The organism is Vibrio genomosp. F10 str. 9ZD137, assembly GCF_049974785.1.
Classification (GTDB): Bacteria; Pseudomonadota; Gammaproteobacteria; order Enterobacterales; family Vibrionaceae; genus Vibrio.
Genome location: NZ_JBNGCJ010000004.1, coordinates 1 through 21454, shown reverse-complemented (window position 1 = coordinate 21454; position 21454 = coordinate 1). Strand labels below are relative to the sequence as shown.

Sequence of the window (21454 nt, the reverse complement as noted above, 5' to 3'; positions counted from 1 at the left end):
CGTAAAAATATCTATTGACTTGATTCAGGTAAAACCATAGCATCCTCTACTAAATGAGATACAGTTCAAAATATTATTCTGTTGTCCCTGCACAGGAAAGAAAATGATTGAGATAAATCAAGTAAATAAGGTTTTTTATCAAGGCACTAAAGAGATCGTTGCCCTGAAAGATATCGACCTTCATATTGAGCAAGGCACCATCTTTGGTGTTATTGGATCGTCAGGTGCGGGGAAAAGTACCCTAATCCGCTGCGTCAATATGCTGGAAGCACCCACTACCGGTTCAATCATTGTTGATGGTGTTGACCTTACTTTATTAAGCAAATCACAGCTGTGTGAAGCTCGCCGTAACATCGGCATGATTTTCCAACACTTCAACTTGCTCTCATCTCGTACGGTATTTGACAACATCGCTTTACCGCTCGAACTTGCAGGGCAAAGCAAACAGCATATTGAGAGTAAGATTTCAGAGTTGCTGAAACTGGTTGGCTTGGCAGACAAACGAGACACCTACCCGGCCAACTTAAGTGGCGGACAAAAGCAGCGGGTTGCTATCGCCAGAGCACTGGCGTCTGACCCGAAAGTGCTTCTCTGCGATGAAGCAACAAGTGCACTGGACCCTGCGACAACACAATCAATTTTAGAACTACTGCGTGAAATCAACCGCAAGCTGAATATCACGATCTTACTCATCACCCATGAAATGGATGTGGTGAAAAGCATTTGTCATCAGGTGGCGATCATTGGTGACGGTGAACTGGTTGAAAAAGGGACAGTTGGCGAAATCTTTGCTCATCCTAAAACAGAGTTGGCGCACGAATTTATTCGCTCGACACTCGATCTTACGATCCCTGAAGATTATCAAGTTCGCCTACAAAAAACGCGTGTAGAAGGCAGCTACCCACTGGTGCGTTTAGAGTTTACTGGTGAGACCGTTGATGCACCGCTGATGTCGCAGATAACGAGACAATTCAATATTGATGTGAGCATTTTAAGTTCCGATCTCGATTACGCGGGCGGTGTTAAATTCGGCATGATGGTCGCCGAACTGTTTGGTAGCGAAGAAGATGATAATGCGGCTATTGCGTTTTTAAGTGAGAACAAAGTAAAAGTAGAGGTACTTGGTTATGTCCTTTAATACACTTTCTTTAAGTACCGTAGGTGACTGGCTAAACCTAAACGGAAACTTGTTGCTAGGTGCGACATGGGAAACTCTTTACATGGTCGGTGTGGCAGGGATTGTCGGTTTTGCTATTGGTATTCCGCTCGGTGTTATTTTACATACCACCAAAAAAGGCGGTTTGTTAGAAAACACTCAATTTAATGCCGTACTCGGTGCCATCGTTAATATGGGGCGTTCTGTTCCGTTCTTGGTTCTTATGGTTGCCATCATCCCGGTAACAAAGCTGCTAGTGGGCACCTTTATCGGCACCACGGCTGCGATTGTGCCACTGACTATTGGCGCGATTCCTTTTGTTGCTCGTCTTATTGAAAGCGCACTTCTAGAAGTACCAACGGGGCTTGTCGAAGCGGCTCAATCAATGGGCGCGACACCGACTCAAATTATTACCAAAGTACTATTACCAGAAGCATTACCGACCATCATTAACTCTGTCACGATTACGCTCGTCACACTCGTGAGCTATTCCGCTATGGCAGGGACAGTGGGTGGCGGAGGCTTAGGTGATGTTGCTATTCGATATGGTTTCCACCGCTACGATGTGGTGATTATGGCGGTGACCGTTGTGATGCTCATCGTGCTAGTACAAATCATTCAATCTATTGGCGACACCATTGTTCGCCGAGTCGATCACAGATAAAAAATCAACACGCTTTTTGTTTTGAGAAGCGGATTACACAATTAATTAATTAGAAGCAGTAGTTAATTAGAAGCTATTCATTTTTTGATAAGGAAATAATCATGAAATTTAACGTTAAAGGTCTACTTTCCATTGCAGCAATAGCGTCTGCGCTTGTTCTTTCAGGTTGTGGTGATAAAGCAGAAGACAGCAGCAAAATCAAAGTGGGTGTAATGGCTGGCGCAGAAGCTCAAGTAGCAGAAGTAGCGGCTAAAATCGCAAAAGAGCAATACGGCCTTGATGTTGAGCTAGTGACGTTCACCGATTACGTGACGCCAAACGCGGCACTTGACGATGGTTCTATCGACGTTAACGCGTTCCAACACAAACCATATCTAGATCAGCAAGTTGCTGACCGAGGCTACAAAATTGTGATTGCTGGTAACACCTTTGTTTACCCAATTGCAGGTTACTCAAAAGAAGTGGATTCTGTTGAACAAATCGAAGATGGTGCACGTATTGCGGTTCCAAACGATCCAACGAACCTAGGTCGTTCACTGCTTCTTCTTGAGCAACAAGGTCTTATTACACTTCGTGAAGGTGCTGGCCTGCTAGCAACGGTTCGCGATATCGTCACTAACCCTAAAAACATCACTATTGTTGAACTAGATGCAGCACAACTTCCTCGTTCACTGGATGATGTAGCGCTTTCTATCATCAACACAACGTACGCAAGCTCGATCAACTTAACTCCACAAAACGATGGTATTTTCGTTGAAGACAAAGAATCTCCATACGTAAACCTTGTTGTTGCTCGTGAAGACAACCTGAATGCAGAGAACGTTCAGAACTTCGTAAAAGCATACCAAACAGAAGAAGTATACAGCGCAGCGTCTGAAATCTTCCAAGGCGGCGTAGTTAAAGGCTGGTAATCAGCCCAAAGATCATTGACGTTCCGTGATTAAAATAACCGAACGTTAACGCCAAACCATTTAAAAAGCCGATATCTTACTCAATGAAATCATGCTCAATGAGCTCGCTTTCAATAAAAATAGAGTATATATCGGCTTTTTTATGCTTGTCTGAAAATATTAGTTAACTACACATTACTTAACTAAACATTGCTTATCTATAAGCACCTTTATCCCGTGTTCTGCATCAAGTGTTCAGGATTGAAAGTACAGAAATGAAGTCATCAGCGGCTAGACTTTAATTTGATCCCAGGAAATATTGGACACAATACGACAGTCATCGCACTTAAAGTGGAAGATATCGTGCAATGCTTCATCCTGTAACCAATCCCCACCACACTTCGGACACTTACGCTGTTTTTCATCCGCTAGGCTTTTGCCACCCACTCGGTACTGATAATAATAAGTCGGAACCTTAGTCAAAAATTCAATACGGCCTCTTAAATCCCAGCCTCGGCGAAACAACACACTATCAGCGCTGCAGATTTCAAACTGCGTCGCGTGCTCGGCTCGGCAAGCTCCTGCCATTTGAATTTCATCACACGCTTGCCATTCTGTTTGCCACTTAATCAAGGCTTTATGATCGCCATTGAACGTCGCAGGGTTTCGATACAACGGGATAGGCAACAAGCTTTCACCACTTCTTAATGGTGAGCATGTATGAACAAAGGTGGTGTAAAGGATTTGCCAGCTCGGCGTTTCTTCTTCAGCGGCTTGTTCCGAGTTAAGATCTCTTCCAAGTAAACGCATTTTGGGCGCAAGTAGGCTGGCTTCCGTTAAGCGGTTAAAACACACTTTAACAAAATCAGAACGATATTTAGGGTGCAAACTGTCTTGTTCAGGACACACAACACGAACCAGAAACTCGCCCTCTCCCATTACGATCGGAAACTCACGACCCAGCACTTGTCCGTTGTATCTCAGCGCATCCATCAGACCATTGATCGCTTTATCAACGGCGCTCACCGTCGTGTTATCAAAGCACTCAAATTGCAATTCAACTACATACATTATTTATTCCCAAACCCGATTATACCGCAGGATCTAAGTGAGTCAGAAACTCAACAATATTTTGCGCTAGGACATCGCGCTTATCGGTGCCCAACCTTTCCAAAATGACATTTCCCGACAAATTGCATATCGAAATCACATCAAGCTCTGCGTCAGTCGCGGCAATAAACACCGTGGGTTTGAGCTTTAAACGCCTTTGCGTGACCAAATGCCCCAAGATGTTTTCTTGCAGCAATACAAAGTCCTCATCATTCCAAACCTGCAGTAATGCCAGTTCGTTACCTTTCCACTTTGCGTTCATGTCAGCACTGTACTGACTACCATAAAAGGCTTTAATATCATCATGAATGATCAACTCAATGCCATTTTCCACATTGGTAAAGTCAGCACTTTTCTCGCGTGGATAAGCTTTCCATAGCACACTGTCTTGCCACTTCTTTTCAACGCAAGGAGAAACCAGCTGAGCAAGCTCTTCGTTATTGGGAAGTGAATGATGAGCTAATTGATATGCGTCTAAATACCTTTGGCTAAAAGAAAAAAGTGCCTGAGAAGCATCAGAAGTCATTGAGGTCTCCAAAATATGGGTCAGGAAAGCCAGCTTTAGGTCATATCATTAATGACAGTTCACTGGGGATTGCGTAAAATTCTCGCCATTCTAATCTAATTTAAGACAAAGTATGAGCAAATATTCCAATGCAAAAGAGCTCGCGGGTCTTACCCTTGGCCAAAAAACGCAATACACCAATCACTATGATGCCAGCTTGCTGCAGCCCGTACCTCGCAGTTTAAATAGAGATGATTTGCATCTAGGTGCTAGCCTTCCGTTCCAAGGCTGCGATATCTGGACCATGTATGAGCTATCTTGGCTAAATGAGAATGGATTACCTCAAGTGGCTATCGGGGAATTGGCGATTCCAGCCACCAGCACAAACCTGATTGAATCCAAGTCCTTTAAGCTCTATCTAAATAGTTACAACCAAACCACTTTTGAAAGTTGGGACCAAGTGTCGAAACAACTTCAAGACGACTTATCTGCTTGTGCTGGGGAAACCGTTGCTTTAAACATCTACCCTGTTACCAATTATACACAGCAACCTATCGTCACTATGTCGGGTGAATGTATCGATGCACAAGATATTAAGATTGAAAGTTACGACTTTGATGCCACATTACTTGATGGCGCAACCAGTGATGAGATCATTGAAGAAACACTACACAGCCACTTATTGAAGTCTAATTGCTTAATTACCAACCAACCCGACTGGGGCAGTGTAGAAATTCAATATCAAGGTCAAAAAATAAACCGCGAAGCTCTGTTACGCTATATTGTCTCTTTTCGTGAACATAACGAGTTCCACGAGCAGTGTGTTGAACGTATATTTACTGACATCATGAAATATTGTCAGCCTACGCGTTTAACGGTATACGCTCGTTATACTCGTCGTGGTGGCTTAGACATCAACCCGTACCGTTCATCAGAAAGCTCGAAGCCCGCTCATAATCAGCGCATGGCTCGCCAATAAGGAATAACCCGAATGCTACCAATGCGCTGGATGCAATTATTTTGTATCACTCTTTGCTTGTTTTCTACACTTACCCACGCCACGATTTATTCTTCTCCAACACTTAATGAGGCGAATAGTTTACTGGGTATTGTGCCAGCGCAGTCTAAAGTACTTACTTCAAATTATTTGAATCAACGCAAGCTCATTACGGATCAAAATGACAATCCATCGGCGATGAATCGAGATGAAAGTGACAACACGATCCGTACCCCAACCAGTACAGTTAATGCCCTGACAATTCTCGCTCAAGCGGAATATAATCTGGGCAATACATCCGTTGCGAATAAGCGCTTAGAAGAAGCGGAACAGCTGACCAACCAGCATCGACTTCATTACCAAAACCTAAGCGTTAAAACACTCCACACTCGCTTTCTTTGGCTGCAAACGCGCAATTCTGAACAAGCAATCCAGTCAATTGAAGAGATTCAGCTTAAATACAGCACAATTAAACAAGCGGATCAGTTTGCTCGCGTAATTTATTACCGTATTTTTATGCTCAAAGCTGAAATTGCATCGTACGATGGTAATGTCGATTTAGCGAACCAGTATTTTAATAAAGTAAAACCGTATATCGATTCACTCAAATCCAAAGCCACCTATATCGATTATCACATTGCAGTCGGCCATCACTATTTGAATAATAAGCTCTACAATCGTGCCTTATCCCAATTGCTCATTAGCTATTGGCAAGCGATTGAAGACAATTCAAGTGGCCAACTTGCGGCGGTCAATCGGTTACTCGCGCAGCTTTTTTATGAACGAAAAGTATTTGATACGGCCTTAAAGCATTTATCTCAAGCCGCCGACTTTTATGACAACTACCAAAGCTCCGTTGTACTGGCGGAAGTTTTAAAGCAGATGGGCGATATTTACTATCAACAGTCAAAATACAATTTAGCGTTAGTTCACTATTTCAACGTTATCGATCACGAGAGGAAAATAAATAACATTGAAGATGTCATCGATATACGCTTATCGTTGGCGGCTACTTACCTTCAACTTTATAACTTTTCATTAACTGAACAGTATTTGAATCGAGCTGAAAAGTTACTGGAATATGCGCAGTTTCCTCATTTAAAAGCGGAAGCGCTGCTGCTCAATGCGGGGCTTGCTCATCACAAACAAGAACCTGACTTAGTTTATGCTTATGCCAATGAAGCTCTTGAGCTTGGTATATCGCTAAAAGACATTACTATTCAAATGCACGCCCATAAACTTCTTTACCTCGGCTTAGAGAAAAAAGGAAAACTTGAGGGTGCGTTAGATAATTTAGAAAAGTTTAATGACCTCAGTCGGATTCAGCAACAGTCTTTAAATCTGATTAATGAAGAAGCCTTTCGTCAGCAAAAAGAATTTGTTGAACAAACCTTACACTTAACAGGCCAAAAAGAAGAACTGCAAGAAACTCACGAGAAATACCTTCAGTTGCGTCGTATTTCGTGGGCTCTTTTCAGTATTGGCGTTTTGATCTTCATTGTATTGCTCCGCAGAGGTTACATAATCCAAAGGCTAAATTTAGATAACGCTAATCTCAATGATGCGCTTTGCACGCACTCACGCTCCACCTTGCCGAATTTACGCATGTTAAGTGCGAAGTTACCCACATCCGTAAAAAATCGGCATCAGTTTGAACAATGGCCTGCGGGAGAGCTCATCCATGAACCGCTGCACGACCGATTAAAGTTCATATTGATTGATATTCCTTTCTTAAGAAATATGTACTTACAGCACGGCTATGAGGATGGGTTAAAACTGGAAGAATCATTTGGGGAATTCCTCAAAAGTAAGATTTCGGAGCCCGCTCGGATTTACCATTTTTCAGACGCCAACCTTTTATATATCGAACCCCAAGATGACGACAATAGCGATCCCGAACAGCTATTTCATAAAATACAAGGCTGGATTCAAGAATTCAAATCCGATCTCCCGCTGATGAGAGTGGTCAGAATCGGAATTGCTGACTACCCATTTTTACCCCGAGCATACACAGCAATCAGCGACAAAGAACTGATTGATATTTTATTGATGTCGACCAGTGTCGCTCGAACATTGAGTATGAAAGAACACTCAAGCCAATGGGTCTATTTAAAAGCCATAGAAAATGCCCCAGCCGCTAGCCTTGCAACTGGAAACATAAGAAAAGCATGCAAACATTCAATCAACCAAGGGCTAATAAAAGTCCATTCTTCTTATAAGAATGAGGACAGCATCAAAAAACTATTAAAAGATGGATAAAACCTGGGCGTTCAAGCATTAGATTCAGTGACGTCCTTATTTATTTTGTTATTATCGATTAATTAGTTAATAAGATCATTTTTGATCTTTTTACATGGACATATAGTTAAGTTTGTATGGGCGTTCTCGAACAAGATTTAGAATTAGAGCTAATCAAGCTAAAAAGCGAACTTGAACAGGTTCGTTTGACACAACGAGATTCTTCGTTCAAATTTAAACGAGAACAAAATGTTCTTAAGCGTATTGTTGCGTCTCTCAGCTTTGCTTGTGGTGAAGAGAATTCAAAACTAAGCACTAGCCTTGGTGAGTTGCGACAAGCTCTTGAGCAGCATAAAGACATCAGCTCGCTAATACCGCGTCTTGCCGTATTAGAAAGAATGTTGAAACAACAGACGTTGGCTATGGAAAAAAAGACGGTTCAGTTAGATTCACAAGTCAAACACAGTGGAGAAACCCTACTGCGTATTACTGGGCTGCCGCCTAGAATAAAGCGTGATTTAAGAGATCTCCTTAGCTATTCCGGTTCGGAAAAAAACAAAGATTCAACCCATGCGCTACAACTGCTTGCGATCTACGAACGTTCGATAAAAATCATCACCTCAAACCCAGACACCGCATTATCTGAAATAAACAATGCCGCAGATAAAGAACTGCTCGCCCGTTTATCAGAAGAATTACAACATTTAATCACTGAATTGGATTTTGAAGGCGAATCTGGCGATATACTCATCGACATCAGAGCGAAACTGCTGCTCGGTGTCTCAACGCAATCGTTACTCGAGATAACACTGCAAGTTCTTAAGTTAGTCGTTGATGGTACAAACTTTGAGCGTAAAACGTCAGAGCAATTCCTTGAGCAAGTCAACTCGTCGCTCTCTTCTACTCTAAAAAGTAACGCCCAAAGCGTCGACCAAAGCCAAAGCTACTTTGACCAACGAAAAAATATCAATAAAGAACTCGATGCACTGGTCATAAAATCAAAATCGGCGGTCAATTCATCCAATGACCTGGACGCTCTAAAGAAAGAAATGACCCCTTTATTCGCTCAATTGACATCATTAACCGAACGGCTTAACCATGCTGAGCAAAGAGAAGAAGCTCTCATTGAACGCATGAGCTATGGAAAGCAGCAATTAGAAGCGGTATTCGATTTAACCCAAGATCACCGTCGTCGACTTGAAGATCAAGCCAAACGAATGCTGCTCGACCCTCTGACCAAAATATATAACCGTACGGCCTTTAATGATCGTATGGAGTTAGAGTACCGTCGATGGATTAGAACACAGAATAATTTGCGCATCGTATTGTTAGACATTGATAACTTTAAAGCCATCAATGACAGCTTTGGCTATGTTGCTGGTGATAAGGCATTGAAGATCATCGCTCGAACAATCTCCAAAGAAGTGTCAGATACCGATACGGTAGCTCGATTTTCTGGTGAAGAGTTTATTCTTTTATTGCCCGAACGAGACGACAACGAGTGCTATAAAGTGATTCAAACCATTCAAAGGCAGGTCAGTAAATTACCTTTCAAATTTAAAGATAAAAGCATTTCTATCACGCTTACCGCCACCAGCTCTGTATTTAGAGAATCGGATACCCCAGAAGAAGTGCTTGATCGCATTAGTCGCAATCTCACTGAAGCCAAAAGTTTAGGGACGAACCAACTTATTTGGAAATAACCACACCACTTAAAGTCCGTGCTTTCAAACTCAAGGTTGCCTGTCAATAGTCCTATTTTCTCCTCATACTTCTCCCCCATACATCTGTGCAAATGCCCCATGAGACTCATTTTTTTAACATTTCTATATTGATTTAGTCTTTTCAAATAGTTATATATTGAATTTCTTTGCTAAGATGTTAAATACACCAACTTTTCTCGGTGTGTTTATTTCTCAGATAATAGGAGGCGACTATGATCACTCATATTAGCCCAGCAGGTAGTATGGATTTGCTTTCTCAACTTGAAGTTGAGCGTCTTAAAAAAACAGCATCTAGTGATATTTATCAACTTTATAGAAACTGCACTCTGGCAGTACTGAACTCTGGTAGCCACACCGATAACTCAAAAGTGCTATTAGAAAAATACAAATCCTTTGATGTTAATGTCGTTCGTCGCGAGCGTGGTATCAAGCTCGAATTAAGTAATGCGCCTGAACATGCCTATGTGGATGGGCAAATGATCAAGGGCATTCAAGAACACTTATTCTCTGTGCTGCGTGATATTGTTTACGTCAATATGCACCTTGCCGACAGCCAACGTTTGAATCTCACAAATAGTACTCATATTACCAATTTGGTCTTTGGGATATTACGAAATGCAGACGCATTAACACCTGGCATTGAGCCAAATCTTGTGGTTTGCTGGGGGGGGCATTCGATCAACCCAACTGAGTACCAGTACACAAGAGAAGTGGGCCATGAACTCGGCCTTCGAGAGCTGAACATCTGTACCGGTTGTGGGCCAGGAGCAATGGAAGGGCCTATGAAAGGAGCCGCGATTGGTCACGCTAAGCAGCGTTATGAAAATCGTCGTTACTTAGGGTTAACCGAGCCATCCATTATTGCAGCAGAGCCACCGAATCCGATCGTCAATGAGTTGATCATTATGCCAGATATTGAGAAACGTCTGGAAGCGTTCGTTCGTATGGCCCACGGGATTGTTATCTTCCCTGGTGGACCAGGAACCGCTGAAGAGCTTTTGTATATTCTGGGGATCATGATGCACCCAGATAATGCTGACCAACCGATGCCGATTGTACTGACAGGGTCAAAAGAGAGTGAAAGTTACTTCCGCTCAATCGATAAGTTTATTGGTGATACTCTTGGCAAAGAAGCACAAAAGCATTATCAAATAGTCATCGATGATCCAGAAAAGGCAGCGCAAATTATCAGCCAAGCGATGCCTAGTGTAAGACAGCACAGAAAAGACACTGGTGATGCTTACAGTTTTAACTGGTCACTTAAAATTGCACCGGAATTTCAGCTCCCCTTCGAACCTACCCATGAAAGCATGGCGAGCTTGGATCTTCATCTTGAACAGCCTCCTGAAAACTTAGCGGCCGCACTCAGACAAGCCTTTTCTGGTATTGTTGCTGGTAACGTTAAAGCGGAAGGCATCATCGAAATAGAGAAACATGGGCCGTTCACGATCAACGGAGATTCAATACTTATGGAGAAGATGGACAAGCTGCTCAACGATTTTGTTGAACAACATAGAATGAAGTTACCTGGTGGCACCGATTACGTACCTTGTTACAAAATAGCCACCACTGACGAACGTTAAACCGATAGAAAGCGATCACGATGCCATTTCAGGTTACAGTCACTCTTCACGGCGATTCATTCTCTAAGGGCAATGGGTAGCAATCTATCATTGATTCATTACAATAAGGGCTGAATAAGCCCTTATTTTTTGGAATGTTATGTCAATACACCTAGTGATCATCGATGCGCTCAACCTGATTCGACGTGTCCACTCAGCTCAGCCCGATCCCGCAGACATAGCAAGAACCATTGAAACGACTAGCCGAACATTAAAGCGCATAATAAATGAAGCCGAACCTACGCATATCATTGCGGTGTTTGATCACCATTTGCAAAATCGAGGTTGGCGAGCAGAAATACTGCCTAAATATAAAGAAAACCGAAAGCCCATGCCTGAGCCTTTACTGCATGGTTTAGATAAAATTCAGCAAGCCTGGTGGGATCTAGGTATTGATTCGCTGCTTTCCGATGGTGATGAAGCCGATGATTTGGTCGCCACATTAGCGGTAAAAGTGGCTCAACACGGTGAAACCGTCACCATTATCTCAACCGACAAAGGCTACTGCCAATTACTCTCCCCAACGCTACAAATTCGCGATTATTTTCAACACCGCTGGCTCGATGAGCCTTTTATTGAAAAAGAATTTGGTGTTAAACCGAGTCAGCTTTCTGACTACTGGGGGCTGACTGGTATTAGCTCAAGCCAAGTCCCAGGGATTCCAGGCATTGGCCCAAAAGCGGCTAAAGAAATACTGAACCAATACACCGATATTGAGACCGCCTACAGCACTGATGATCTTTTACCTAAATACCGAAAGAAATTTGATGCGCACATTGACTCTGCGCGTACCTGCAAAGCCGTCTGTGCGCTTAAAACCGATATAGAGTTAGGGTTCAATTTACAAGATCTACGTTTTAACGGATAAATAGAGGTTGCTCTACCAGTGCAGAATCTATCCACTATTAACTAACTACTAACTACTAACTACTAACTACTAACTATCATCAATCCATTCTCAGCGACACGCTATCACGATTCGGATGAAATACTATCGCTCTTCTAGCGGATACAAAAAGGCCCACAGTAACGTGGGCCTCGAAGTCTTTAATCTTTTCGTCACTTAATGGAGTGAGATATCTAGCGCTATGAGAGAATCAGTGCATCGAAATAGCTAGTGCGTCAAAACGTTAGTGCGGCGAGATGTTCGACAAGCACTGAAGGTGAACCGTTATTTCTTCACGATCATGATAAAGATGCTTCGCTTGAAGTTTATACTTAACGTCATTTTCAGTTAAAAATTGCTTCAAGTTCTCAATATCTTGGAGCACTTCATCATAACGACCTTTCATCGGCAGTTTCAGGTTAAAAATCGCTTCTTTTGCCCAGCCACTAATGATCCATTCGCCCATAAGCTGAGCAACACGTGAGGGTTTTTCAATCATGTCACAAATAAGCCAAGTGACGTTCTTACGATCTGGCTCAAATTTAAACCCATCGACTTGATGGTGCTTAACTTGGCCCGTTTCCATTAAACTGTCAGCCATCATGCCGTTATCAACCGCATGAACAAACATAGAACGCTTCACCAATTGATATGTCCAACCACCTGGGCATGCACCCAAGTCCACTCCCCACATCCCTGACGCCAATCTTTCATCCCACTCATCGCGAGGGATAAAAACATGGAATGCTTCTTCAAGTTTTAATGTCGAACGGCTTGGTGCATCGGCAGGGAATTTTAACCGTGGAATTCCCATAAAGAATTTTGAATTATTGTCGACGTTTGAGTACCCCACGTAACAGTGGCCAGGTGCGACAAAGCAGATATGCATGACTGGTTTTTTAGGGTTATCTTTATTGAACATTAACCCTTTACCGCGCATGGCTTGACGCATCGGTACGGTAAATTTACGGCAGAATTTCAGCAGCTCTTTAGCTTCATTGGTATCTGGCGTTTCAATGCGAATATCACCGCAACGAGGAAAGCCTTCAACCTCGCTCAACGCTTGTAAAATAGGAGAGATACGGTCTTCTGTTGGCAACTCAGTAAGCTCAGTCGCAACCGCAAACATTTGACGAGCAAAGATCAACGTTTGAAAATCGATCGATTTGATCAACTTACCCGCATCGCCTTCTTGGTAGCACTCAAACAGCACATAACCAGTATTTTTCTGTACACGAGGAAAACCATACACCTCTAGGTGATTCGCTTTATCTTGAATTTCACCAGCGCACTCTTTTTCAAAGCCAGAACGGCAATAGAGCATTACGTGTTTCACTTGTTGACCTCTTTTAACTGTAGTGCTGCGACAGTAAACAGCCCCCACCCAATAATAAATAGTAGACCACCCAATGGGGTAATCGGTCCAAACCACTTAATTCCGGTAAGCGCTAGAGCATAAAGACTGCCACTAAAACAAAGGATGCCGATAATAAAGCAAATTGCGGCAAGGAAAAAATACTTTTGTGCTTTTTGGCTCATATTTATCTGAATTAAAATCGCACATACCGCAATCGCGATGGAGTGAATAAATTGATATTGCACACCCGTTTCAAAAACACCCAGCAGGTATGGCGACAAGATAGATTTTAAGCCGTGTGCGGCAAAAGCCCCTAAAGCGACTGAAACCATGCCAGATAAACCACAAAATGTAAGTAATGACTTACTTCGCATCGTACACCTCTAAAATAAACTGGCTGAGTTTCTCAACGGTTAACGCGATATTTTGTTCTTGTGTAAACCCTGAACGTTGACGAGGCTTGAAGCTATGATCACCATCGGGAATAAAAGCGACCTCGATATGGCTTGAAAGCGAAAACTCAGGAAACTCTTCTCGTTTTCCCATTGTATCGCGTTCACCTTGCAAAATAAGGCATGGCTTACTCAGTGTGGCCAAATGTACCCCTTTATACTTTTCGGGTTTGCCAGGTGGGTGAAACGGGTAGCCTAAACAAGCGACACCAGCCACTAACGTTTCATCAGCCAATAGGCTTGCCATTCGCCCTCCCATCGACTTTCCACCAATGACGACTGGTCGAGTTGCAACGTCATCAATCACTTTCTGGTACGCCTCTAGGAGCTTTGGCGCACGATCGGGGGGACGCTTCTTTCCATTTTCAGCACGTTCGACCATATAGGGAAAATTAAAGCGAATCACCTGAATGCCATTTTCGGCCAAACCTTTGGCCACCTGAACCATAAAATCGTGATCCATTCCCGCCCCCGCACCGTGAGCAAAAATGAACACTGGCTGATCGCTTTGACCATCAATCAGGTAATCAGTCATCAAGAAACTCCTCTTGCTCACTTTGAGCCTTGGCTAACATCCAGTCACGGAATGTGGCTATCCGCCCCATATCCGCTTGCTTATCATGGCACACCACATAAAAAGCATTCTTAGTGACAAATATTTCATCAAATGGAGCAATAAGACGTCCGGCTTCTAATTCAGGTTGAGCCAATACGTTATGTCCTAGAGCAATACCTTGCCCATGTACAGCAGCTTGAAGCACCATAGTAGAATGGCTGAAGATAGGCCCATGGTTGACGTTCACCCCTTCCAGTCCATATTGCTTAGTGAACTGCTTCCAATCTTTACGAGACGTATCATGCAATAACGTATGTGATTTAAGATCATTCAGTGACTCTAAAGGCTTACTCCCCAATAGCAGACCAGGAGAACACAAGGGAACTAAGTATTCCTGATACAGTTTATCGGCTCGTAAACCTGGCCAATTGCCTCGACCATAGTAAATCGCCACATCGACATCATCGGTCAAAGAGCCATCATCCATATCAACGGCTTTAATTCGAACATCGATGTCAGGTTGTTGCTGATTAAAATCGGCTAAACGTGGAACCAACCATTGAATAGCAAAACTGGGTGGCAGGCTAATGGTCAGCGCACCTTTTTCACTGCGTTCAAGTACTTTATCGGTCGCTTCAGCAAGAGATGAAAAGATGTCTTTAATATCGAGGAAGTAACTTTGGCCCTCTTCTGTCAATAGCAAAGAACGATTTCGTCGACGAAACAGCTTCAGACTTAAGAACTCTTCCAGAGCTTTAATTTGATGGCTAACTGCAGCTTGAGTAACAAATAACTCTTCAGCAGCACGAGTGAAACTTAAGTGCCGAGCGGCTGCTTCGAACACTTTTAACGAATTAAGAGGAGGCAATCTTCTAGACATAGGAGCACTCAAAAAATGGATTAGTTTTTTTAATCTGAAACATTATAAATTGTCGATTGCTTAGCGGCCAGAGAAATTCTATATTTCACCCCGCAGCGCAGGCCTGAACGGCTTAATTCTCTCTAGAATTAATTGGCTTGCTGCTTGCTATGTTGTGTTTGCATACTCGGTTTTCGAGTTAGGTAGATTTCTACCAAATATTTTGTCGCTGTTCTCTCAACGACAAGATCAACTTCCTGTATTTTTGACCTGTCTGTCAAATGATTTTGCACCGCCTTTTGGCGGTGTTTTTTTATCTATCGACAACAGGGCTGAGCTGGACTGAACAGCAAAAAAAAACGCGAACCGTCATACGATTCGCGTCATCATGTTAATTCTATTGGCTATCTTACCTTGATGTAACCGTAACCTAAGGTCGGTACACTTTTACGTTGTGGTAACCCTGCTCTTGCAAGTACAACGCTTGCAAGCGACTCATTACGCCGCGATCACAATAAAGAAGGTACTCTTTATCTTGATCCAAATCGCCAAATTGCGTGCCGAGTTTAAAGAAAGGAATATGTTTTACTTCAACGCCATCAATCACTAATGGGTTGCCATCTTCTTCTTCCGGGCTACGAATGTCCAGCACGATAGCACTACCATCCGCTTTTTGTACGTGTTCTACTTCCGGCGCTGCTTTCACACTCTCTTTTGCAATGTCACGAATATCCATGACTCGAGCGTTCTCGACAACACCCTCTAAAATAGCGAAATCAAAGTTTCCTTCTTCTCTTTCTAGTTTGGCTTTGACAGCTTTAACCGTTGGATTTTTAGAAATAACACCACAATATTCCGGCATTGTTTTGGCGAAGTCTTCTGTACCAATTTCACGAGCAAGAGAAATAATGTCTTCTTTATCCCAATTGATCAACGGTCGAAGAATCAATGAATCGGTCACGTTATCAATATGACGAAGATTCGTCAGCGTCTGGCTAGAAACCTGCCCAAGCGCTTCGCCTGTGATCAATGCTTGAATACCAAATTTCTCTGCAACTTGACCCGCCGCGCGCATAAACATACGTTTTAGTACGACGCCCATTTGACCATCGTCAACTTTCTCTAAAATCTCCGCCACAACAGGTTCAAAATCCACTGAGATGAATTTTACTTTTGCCGATGAACCGTATTTATTCCATAGGAAGTGAGCAACTTGCTTCACACCAATTTCGTGTGCCGGGCCGCCTAAATTGAAGAAACAGTAGTGTACTTTTGAGCCACGCTTAATATGCAAGTAACTTGAAACACCAGAATCAAAACCACCAGAAATTAAGCTAAGAAGATCTTCCTGCGTTCCTAGAGGGAATCCACCTAAACCTTTATGACGGGCAATCACTTGGTTAAGTTTATCTTTTTCAATCTCAACTTTGACTGTTACGTCTGGGTTCTTAAGCTGAACTTTGGCACTTTCAATCGCTTGATTAAGGCCACCACCAACATAACGTTCTAGCTCAATCGAAGAAAAGTCATGTTTGCCGCGACGCTTAGCACGCACTGAAAAAGTCTTGTCGACAATGAGAGAACCGCTTAACTCCAATACTTGTTCATAGATATCGTGCAGATCTTTAAAATCAGACTGCTGAACTTCAAGAGAGTGGTGAATACCCGGAGTCTGAGTTAAAACGTCTAACGTTTCGTTGTAGTATTTGTCACTTTGTGAAGTGACTTCAATGTAATCACGACGGTTGAATACGGCAACCGACTCGGTTCGGTTTTGTAGTATGTTGCGAATGTTACACTCTAGAATCCTTGTGAAGCGCTTGCGCACAGAATCACTTTTTACAAAAATTTCTGGATGGGGCTTAACGATAAATTTCATACATCACTTCACAGGTTAAAAGCTGGCGCAACGCGACTATTCTGCTTCTCATTACAGTAAGTAACCCAAAGGCCAATCACCAAAACAATAAGCGTGTTTTAATAACCGCTCTATAAGGGCGCAAGATTATACACGAGGTTGCAAACATAAAAAAGGTGAGCGTTACACTCACCTTTCTCGTGACCAAGAGAGTTAACAAACTCCATCGACAACCCTTTTTTAATCAATACATTACGGTTCAAGCGGTATTGATGGCACTTCATCACTATACAGTGGCTCACCTTGCATAATGCTGATCTCAACTCGACGATTTCGAGAGCGTTGAGCAGCCGTATCATTTTCCCCTAGCGGTTCCGTGTCGGCCATCCCTCTAACTCTCAAACGCTGATGAGAGAAGCCGCGGACTTTTTCCATCTCTTGAGCAACAGAAACCGCCCGCTGAGAAGAAAGATCCCAATTAGAACGATACAGCTCAGAATCTAATCGTTGATCATCGGTATGACCCGAAATACGAACAATGCCAGGTACATCTTTAACCAACTCTGCGATTTGGCGAACCAAGGGTCTAAACTTCGGTTGTAAAAACGCCGATCCTTCAGGGAATGCCCCTTTCTCTCGAATACGGATAACGATTTGCTGCCCCAGGTTTTCAACTTCAATCGCCCCTTCCGCTATTTCGCGCTCTAGGGCTTTTTTGATCGCTTCTTCTAAGATTTCAAGCTCTTCAGATTGCGCTTCTGATTGTGAATCCGATTCTTGCTGCTGTTGTTGATCGGCTTCGTTGTTTTGGTTGTCTTGCGTTGAGGTATCGGGTGATTTTCCGCCCGTCTGTTTACCCTTGTCTCGCTGAGTCCCCCCCGCTCGATCGGATTCACCCTCGTGAAAATCAAGGGTTTGCTGCGTGATATCGATGGTTTGCTGCATGATCACGTCAATCGGCGTAGGCTCTGGTCGCCCTGGTCGAAACTCTTGGGCAATAATACTGGTCCCCTTAGGGATGTCTTTCACCTCAAGACGGTTTTGAACCCCAAAGGCAAACTTCATCGAACCCGCTATCTGTTTGAATTTCAGAACATCCATTTCTGAAAACGAAAGCAGCAATACGAAAAAGCACATCAACAGTGACATCAAATCGGCAAATGTTCCCATCCACAGCGGGAGACCGGGGGGCGGACATTTGCAATCTTCTTCATCATCCATATTGCGTTCCTTACTCGTTATCTACATCAAGAACACGTTTACCTTCATGGAGGTAGTTCTTAAGGTAACTATCGATAACTCGTGGGTTTTGACCATCTTGGATAGCAAGCACGCCATCCATAATCAAGCGACGATTCAATTTTTCTTGTTCACGTCTGAGGGACAATTTATCGGCAATAGGGAAAAACACCATGTTGGATAAAATCGCGCCGTAGAGTGTGGTTAACAATGCAACCGCCATTGCAGGACCAATGGATTTTGGATCATCCATATTAGACAGCATCGCAACCAAACCAACTAGAGTACCAATCATTCCCATCGCAGGAGCAACATCACCAAAGGCTCTAAAAACACTGGCACCAAAGTCGTGTCGCTCATCGGTTAACGCGATATCTTTTTGCAGCGCCGCTCTCACCACATCGGCGTCATGCCCATCCACCAGCAGATCAATGCCTTTTTGCATGAAACCATTGGTGATCTCCATCTCTTCCAGCGCTAAAAAACCGCCTTTCCGTGCTGCGTCGGCCATTTCAACCACTTTCGCGATCAAATCTTCAGGCTCATCCACTTTAAACATGAATGCTTTACCGGCAATTTTTGCTGCCCCAAAAAACTGGCCCATTGTAAACTTCATCAATACAACGAAGGTGGAGCCACCGACTACGATCAAGATTGACGTGACATCGATGAACATCATGATGCTGCCACCAAGAATCATCGCCATGATGACAAAGGCAAAACCACCAATGAGTCCTAACAGCGTTGCTAAATCCACAAAGCACTCCTCATGCTATTTATCAGCGAATATGAGATTGATACCAATTCAAAAAAACACAAGGCGAGTGCTCAATTAACGTTATTTAAGGATAAGATAAATTGGTATTCTTTCATCAGTTAAATTAGTTATCGGCCTGATCATAAGATCTTTAACTAAATTATTGGAATTCCTTTCAAAGTTTTTCGCCACACAGATCAACCTATGATGACATTTACAGTGTGTTTTTATCACAACGGCGACTAAAATTATTCATATTGAGTCACAACATTCTATTCATACAAGTCACACACTGTCACTTAGGTATAGAAAATAGACCGTTTAAGCTCCACTTTTCTAACAATTTTTTTTGGTTAAATTTGACCATCACCACGCCCTAAGGTAACTTTCGTCCATCTTTCTCAACTAGACAGCTAAACGAGACATATTATGGCGAGTAAAAAACCTGAAAACATGTCGTTTGAAGCGACCATTGAAGAACTCGACACTTTAGTTGAACAGTTGGAAAATGGCGAGTTAGCGCTTGATGACGCTCTAAAAAAATTCGAACGTGGTATTGCTTTAGCTCGCGTCGGTCAGACAAAACTAAGCGATGCTGAACAACGTGTGAGCATTTTGCTGCAAAATGATGACGAAGCGCCTCTGAGCCCTTTTGAATCTCCGACGGAATAATATAGAAGAACCATTATGATTGAGGCGTTAACCGCTTATCAACAACAAAACAATCACACGCTCAACGCCTGGTTGGATCGTCTGCCACACCAAGACAGTACGCTCATTAATGCCATGCGTTACGGTTTGCTACTTGGTGGAAAGCGCGCTCGTCCTTTCTTAGTCTATGCCACTGGCCAAATGCTCAACTGCGAACAAGCAGGGTTAGACACACCCGCTGCTGCTATTGAATGTATTCATGCTTACTCACTAATTCATGACGATCTGCCAGCAATGGACGACGATGAACTGCGTCGCGGTCAACTGACTTGCCATATTAAGTTTGATGAAGCAACAGCCATACTAACGGGTGATGCTCTGCAAACCCTCGCTTTTACGGTGTTGGCAGAAGGTGAACTATCCTCCGTTGCTGAAGCGCAACGCATTAAGATGATCCAAGCACTGGCACAAGCGTCAGGGGCTCATGGCATGTGTATCGGTCAATCACTTGATCTTGAAGCCGAAAGCCGCCAAGTGACTCTTGAAGAACTCGAAGAAATTCATCGTAACAAGACAGGCGCACTGATCAAATGTGCCGTTCGACTCGGCGCTCTATCTGCAGGGAAAGAAGGTATTGCCATACTCCCTCAGCTTGATAAATTTGCGGATGCCATCGGCCTTGCATTCCAAGTCCAAGATGACATTTTAGATGTTATTGGCGATACTGAGACCCTTGGCAAGCCTCAAGGCTCTGATCAAGAATTAAATAAAAGTACCTACCCATCTCTACTCGGATTGGATGGTGCGATAGATAAAGCTCATACTCTATTGAATGAAGCCCTTCAGGCACTCAAAGAGATTCCTTACAATACAGAATTACTTGAAGAGTTCGCCCGATACGTCATCGAACGCAAGAACTAAACACTAATAAGCGCATTACTATGACTCTTGATATTTCAAAATATCCAACGTTATCACTGGCCAATACACCGGATGAACTTCGAAGTCTTCCTAAAGAGACACTGCCTAAGCTGTGTGATGAACTTCGAACTTATTTGCTTAACTCTGTGAGTCAATCCAGTGGTCACCTAGCATCAGGCCTGGGTACTGTCGAGTTAACCGTAGCGTTGCACTACGTCTATAACACTCCTTTTGACAAAGTCATTTGGGATGTTGGGCACCAAGCATACCCGCATAAAATTCTCACTGGTCGCCGTGATCAGATGTCAACAATTCGCCAAAAAGATGGGCTTCACCCGTTCCCTTGGCGAGAAGAAAGCGAATTTGACACGTTATCGGTCGGTCACTCTTCGACTTCTATCAGTGCGGCGCTTGGTATTGCTATCTGCGCAGAAAAAGAACAAAAAAATCGTAAAGTTGTCAGTGTCATTGGCGATGGTGCCATTACGGCGGGCATGGCCTTTGAGGCGATGAATCATGCGGGCGATGTTCATTCCGATATGCTGGTTATTCTCAACGATAACGAAATGTCTATTTCTGAAAACGTTGGCGCTCTAAATAATCATCTTGCTCAAGTACTTTCGGGAACCCTTTATACCTCGATCAGAGAAGGGGGCAAGAAAGTCCTTTCTGGCGTTCCGCCAATCAAGGAACTGGTTCGCAGAACAGAAGAGCACCTCAAAGGAATGGTGGTTCCAGGAACATTATTCGAAGAGCTTGGGTTCAACTATATTGGCCCTATTGATGGTCATGACGTCAACGAACTCATTAAGACCTTAAAAAATATGCGTGGGCTAAAAGGGCCACAGTTCTTGCATATCATGACCAAAAAAGGCAAAGGCTATGAGCCAGCCGAGAAAGACCCGATTGGTTACCACGGTGTTCCAAAATTTGACCCAAGCCAATTAAGCCTGCCAAAAAGCAGTAGCACAAAACCGACGTTCTCTAAGATTTTTGGCGACTTCCTGTGTGA

At 43.2% G+C, this 21454-nt stretch carries 20 protein-coding genes; 11 read left to right on the top strand and 9 right to left on the bottom strand.

What is annotated here, in order from left to right; translation table 11 throughout:
• Nucleotides 1–103: 103 nt before the first annotated feature.
• The 3 genes from metN (at nucleotide 104) to ACP45E_RS00170 (ending at nucleotide 2731) form a co-directional block, all read left to right on the top strand.
• On the top strand, nucleotides 104–1138 hold the full coding sequence (gene metN, locus ACP45E_RS00180; RefSeq protein ID WP_017038937.1) for a methionine ABC transporter ATP-binding protein MetN: 1035 nt from the start codon (nucleotides 104–106) through the stop codon (nucleotides 1136–1138).
• The gene (locus ACP45E_RS00175) at nucleotides 1128–1820 is read left to right on the top strand and encodes a methionine ABC transporter permease (protein ID WP_017038936.1); all 693 of its coding nucleotides are present in this window, start codon (nucleotides 1128–1130) and stop codon (nucleotides 1818–1820) included. Before metN ends, ACP45E_RS00175 begins: the two co-directional genes overlap by 11 nt.
• A gap of 101 nt (nucleotides 1821–1921) precedes the next feature.
• Nucleotides 1922–2731: a MetQ/NlpA family lipoprotein gene (locus tag ACP45E_RS00170; RefSeq protein WP_017034654.1), complete on the top strand. Its 810-nt coding sequence runs from the start codon at nucleotides 1922–1924 to the stop codon at nucleotides 2729–2731.
• Between the two features lie 270 nt (nucleotides 2732–3001).
• On the opposite strand, the gene ACP45E_RS00165 is transcribed toward ACP45E_RS00170, so the two are convergent.
• Nucleotides 3002–3781: a Zn-ribbon-containing protein gene (locus ACP45E_RS00165; RefSeq protein ID WP_017038935.1), complete on the bottom strand. Its 780-nt coding sequence runs from the start codon at nucleotides 3779–3781 to the stop codon at nucleotides 3002–3004.
• A gap of 19 nt (nucleotides 3782–3800) precedes the next feature.
• Nucleotides 3801–4346: a SecY-interacting protein gene (gene syd / locus ACP45E_RS00160; protein ID WP_017034656.1), complete on the bottom strand. Its 546-nt coding sequence runs from the start codon at nucleotides 4344–4346 to the stop codon at nucleotides 3801–3803.
• Nucleotides 4347–4458: 112 nt separating this feature from the next.
• On the opposite strand from syd, the gene queF reads away from it, so the two are divergent.
• The 5 genes from queF to xni all read left to right on the top strand — a co-directional run bounded on the left by queF (nucleotide 4459) and on the right by xni (nucleotide 11774).
• A complete protein-coding gene (gene queF / locus ACP45E_RS00155) occupies nucleotides 4459–5304 on the top strand; it encodes an NADPH-dependent 7-cyano-7-deazaguanine reductase QueF (RefSeq protein ID WP_017038934.1) in 846 nt (281 codons plus the stop codon).
• Nucleotides 5305–5316: 12 nt separating this feature from the next.
• Nucleotides 5317–7581 (top strand): tetratricopeptide repeat protein, encoded by a 2265-nt coding sequence (locus tag ACP45E_RS00150; RefSeq protein WP_017038933.1) that lies wholly within the window; start codon nucleotides 5317–5319, stop codon nucleotides 7579–7581.
• A gap of 116 nt (nucleotides 7582–7697) precedes the next feature.
• Nucleotides 7698–9263, top strand: a complete 1566-nt coding sequence (locus ACP45E_RS00145; protein WP_017034659.1) for a GGDEF domain-containing protein — start codon at nucleotides 7698–7700, stop codon at nucleotides 9261–9263.
• Nucleotides 9264–9496: 233 nt separating this feature from the next.
• On the top strand, nucleotides 9497–10867 hold the full coding sequence (gene ppnN / locus ACP45E_RS00140) for a nucleotide 5'-monophosphate nucleosidase PpnN (protein WP_017038932.1): 1371 nt from the start codon (nucleotides 9497–9499) through the stop codon (nucleotides 10865–10867).
• Nucleotides 10868–11006: 139 nt separating this feature from the next.
• The gene (gene xni, locus ACP45E_RS00135; protein WP_017038931.1) at nucleotides 11007–11774 is read left to right on the top strand and encodes a flap endonuclease Xni; all 768 of its coding nucleotides are present in this window, start codon (nucleotides 11007–11009) and stop codon (nucleotides 11772–11774) included.
• 262 nt (nucleotides 11775–12036) lie between these two features.
• Here the strand turns inward: xni and rlmM are convergent, their stop codons facing one another.
• The 7 genes from rlmM to pomA form a co-directional block, all read right to left on the bottom strand.
• Nucleotides 12037–13128 carry a 23S rRNA (cytidine(2498)-2'-O)-methyltransferase RlmM gene (rlmM, locus tag ACP45E_RS00130; protein WP_017034662.1) on the bottom strand — a complete coding sequence of 364 codons (1092 nt, stop codon included), beginning with the start codon at nucleotides 13126–13128 and terminating at the stop codon, nucleotides 12037–12039.
• Nucleotides 13125–13523: a DUF423 domain-containing protein gene (locus tag ACP45E_RS00125; protein ID WP_017034663.1), complete on the bottom strand. Its 399-nt coding sequence runs from the start codon at nucleotides 13521–13523 to the stop codon at nucleotides 13125–13127. The genes rlmM and ACP45E_RS00125 overlap by 4 nt, the downstream gene beginning before the upstream one ends.
• Entirely contained in the window at nucleotides 13513–14136 is a 624-nt protein-coding gene (locus ACP45E_RS00120) for an alpha/beta fold hydrolase (RefSeq protein WP_017038930.1), read from the bottom strand. Before ACP45E_RS00120 ends, ACP45E_RS00125 begins: the two co-directional genes overlap by 11 nt.
• A complete protein-coding gene (locus ACP45E_RS00115) occupies nucleotides 14129–15037 on the bottom strand; it encodes a transcriptional regulator GcvA (RefSeq protein WP_017034665.1) in 909 nt (302 codons plus the stop codon). The genes ACP45E_RS00120 and ACP45E_RS00115 overlap by 8 nt, the downstream gene beginning before the upstream one ends.
• Before the next feature lie 409 nt (nucleotides 15038–15446).
• Nucleotides 15447–16895: a tRNA uracil 4-sulfurtransferase ThiI gene (gene thiI / locus ACP45E_RS00110; protein WP_017038929.1), complete on the bottom strand. Its 1449-nt coding sequence runs from the start codon at nucleotides 16893–16895 to the stop codon at nucleotides 15447–15449.
• Between the two features lie 231 nt (nucleotides 16896–17126).
• The gene (locus ACP45E_RS00105; protein WP_017035672.1) at nucleotides 17127–18095 is read right to left on the bottom strand and encodes a flagellar motor protein MotB; all 969 of its coding nucleotides are present in this window, start codon (nucleotides 18093–18095) and stop codon (nucleotides 17127–17129) included.
• Between the two features lie 10 nt (nucleotides 18096–18105).
• A complete protein-coding gene (pomA, locus tag ACP45E_RS00100) occupies nucleotides 18106–18870 on the bottom strand; it encodes a flagellar motor protein PomA (RefSeq protein ID WP_017035673.1) in 765 nt (254 codons plus the stop codon).
• A 429-nt stretch (nucleotides 18871–19299) separates the two neighbouring features.
• Between pomA and xseB the strand changes: the two genes are divergently transcribed.
• The 3 genes from xseB to dxs all read left to right on the top strand — a co-directional run.
• Nucleotides 19300–19542, top strand: coding sequence for an exodeoxyribonuclease VII small subunit (xseB, locus tag ACP45E_RS00095; RefSeq protein WP_017035674.1), 243 nt, complete (start codon nucleotides 19300–19302; stop codon nucleotides 19540–19542).
• 15 nt (nucleotides 19543–19557) lie between these two features.
• On the top strand, nucleotides 19558–20442 hold the full coding sequence (gene ispA, locus ACP45E_RS00090) for a (2E,6E)-farnesyl diphosphate synthase (RefSeq protein WP_017035675.1): 885 nt from the start codon (nucleotides 19558–19560) through the stop codon (nucleotides 20440–20442).
• A gap of 20 nt (nucleotides 20443–20462) precedes the next feature.
• Nucleotides 20463–21454 (top strand): 1-deoxy-D-xylulose-5-phosphate synthase (dxs, locus tag ACP45E_RS00085; protein ID WP_069584566.1); only part of this gene is annotated, 992 nt, incomplete at its 3' end.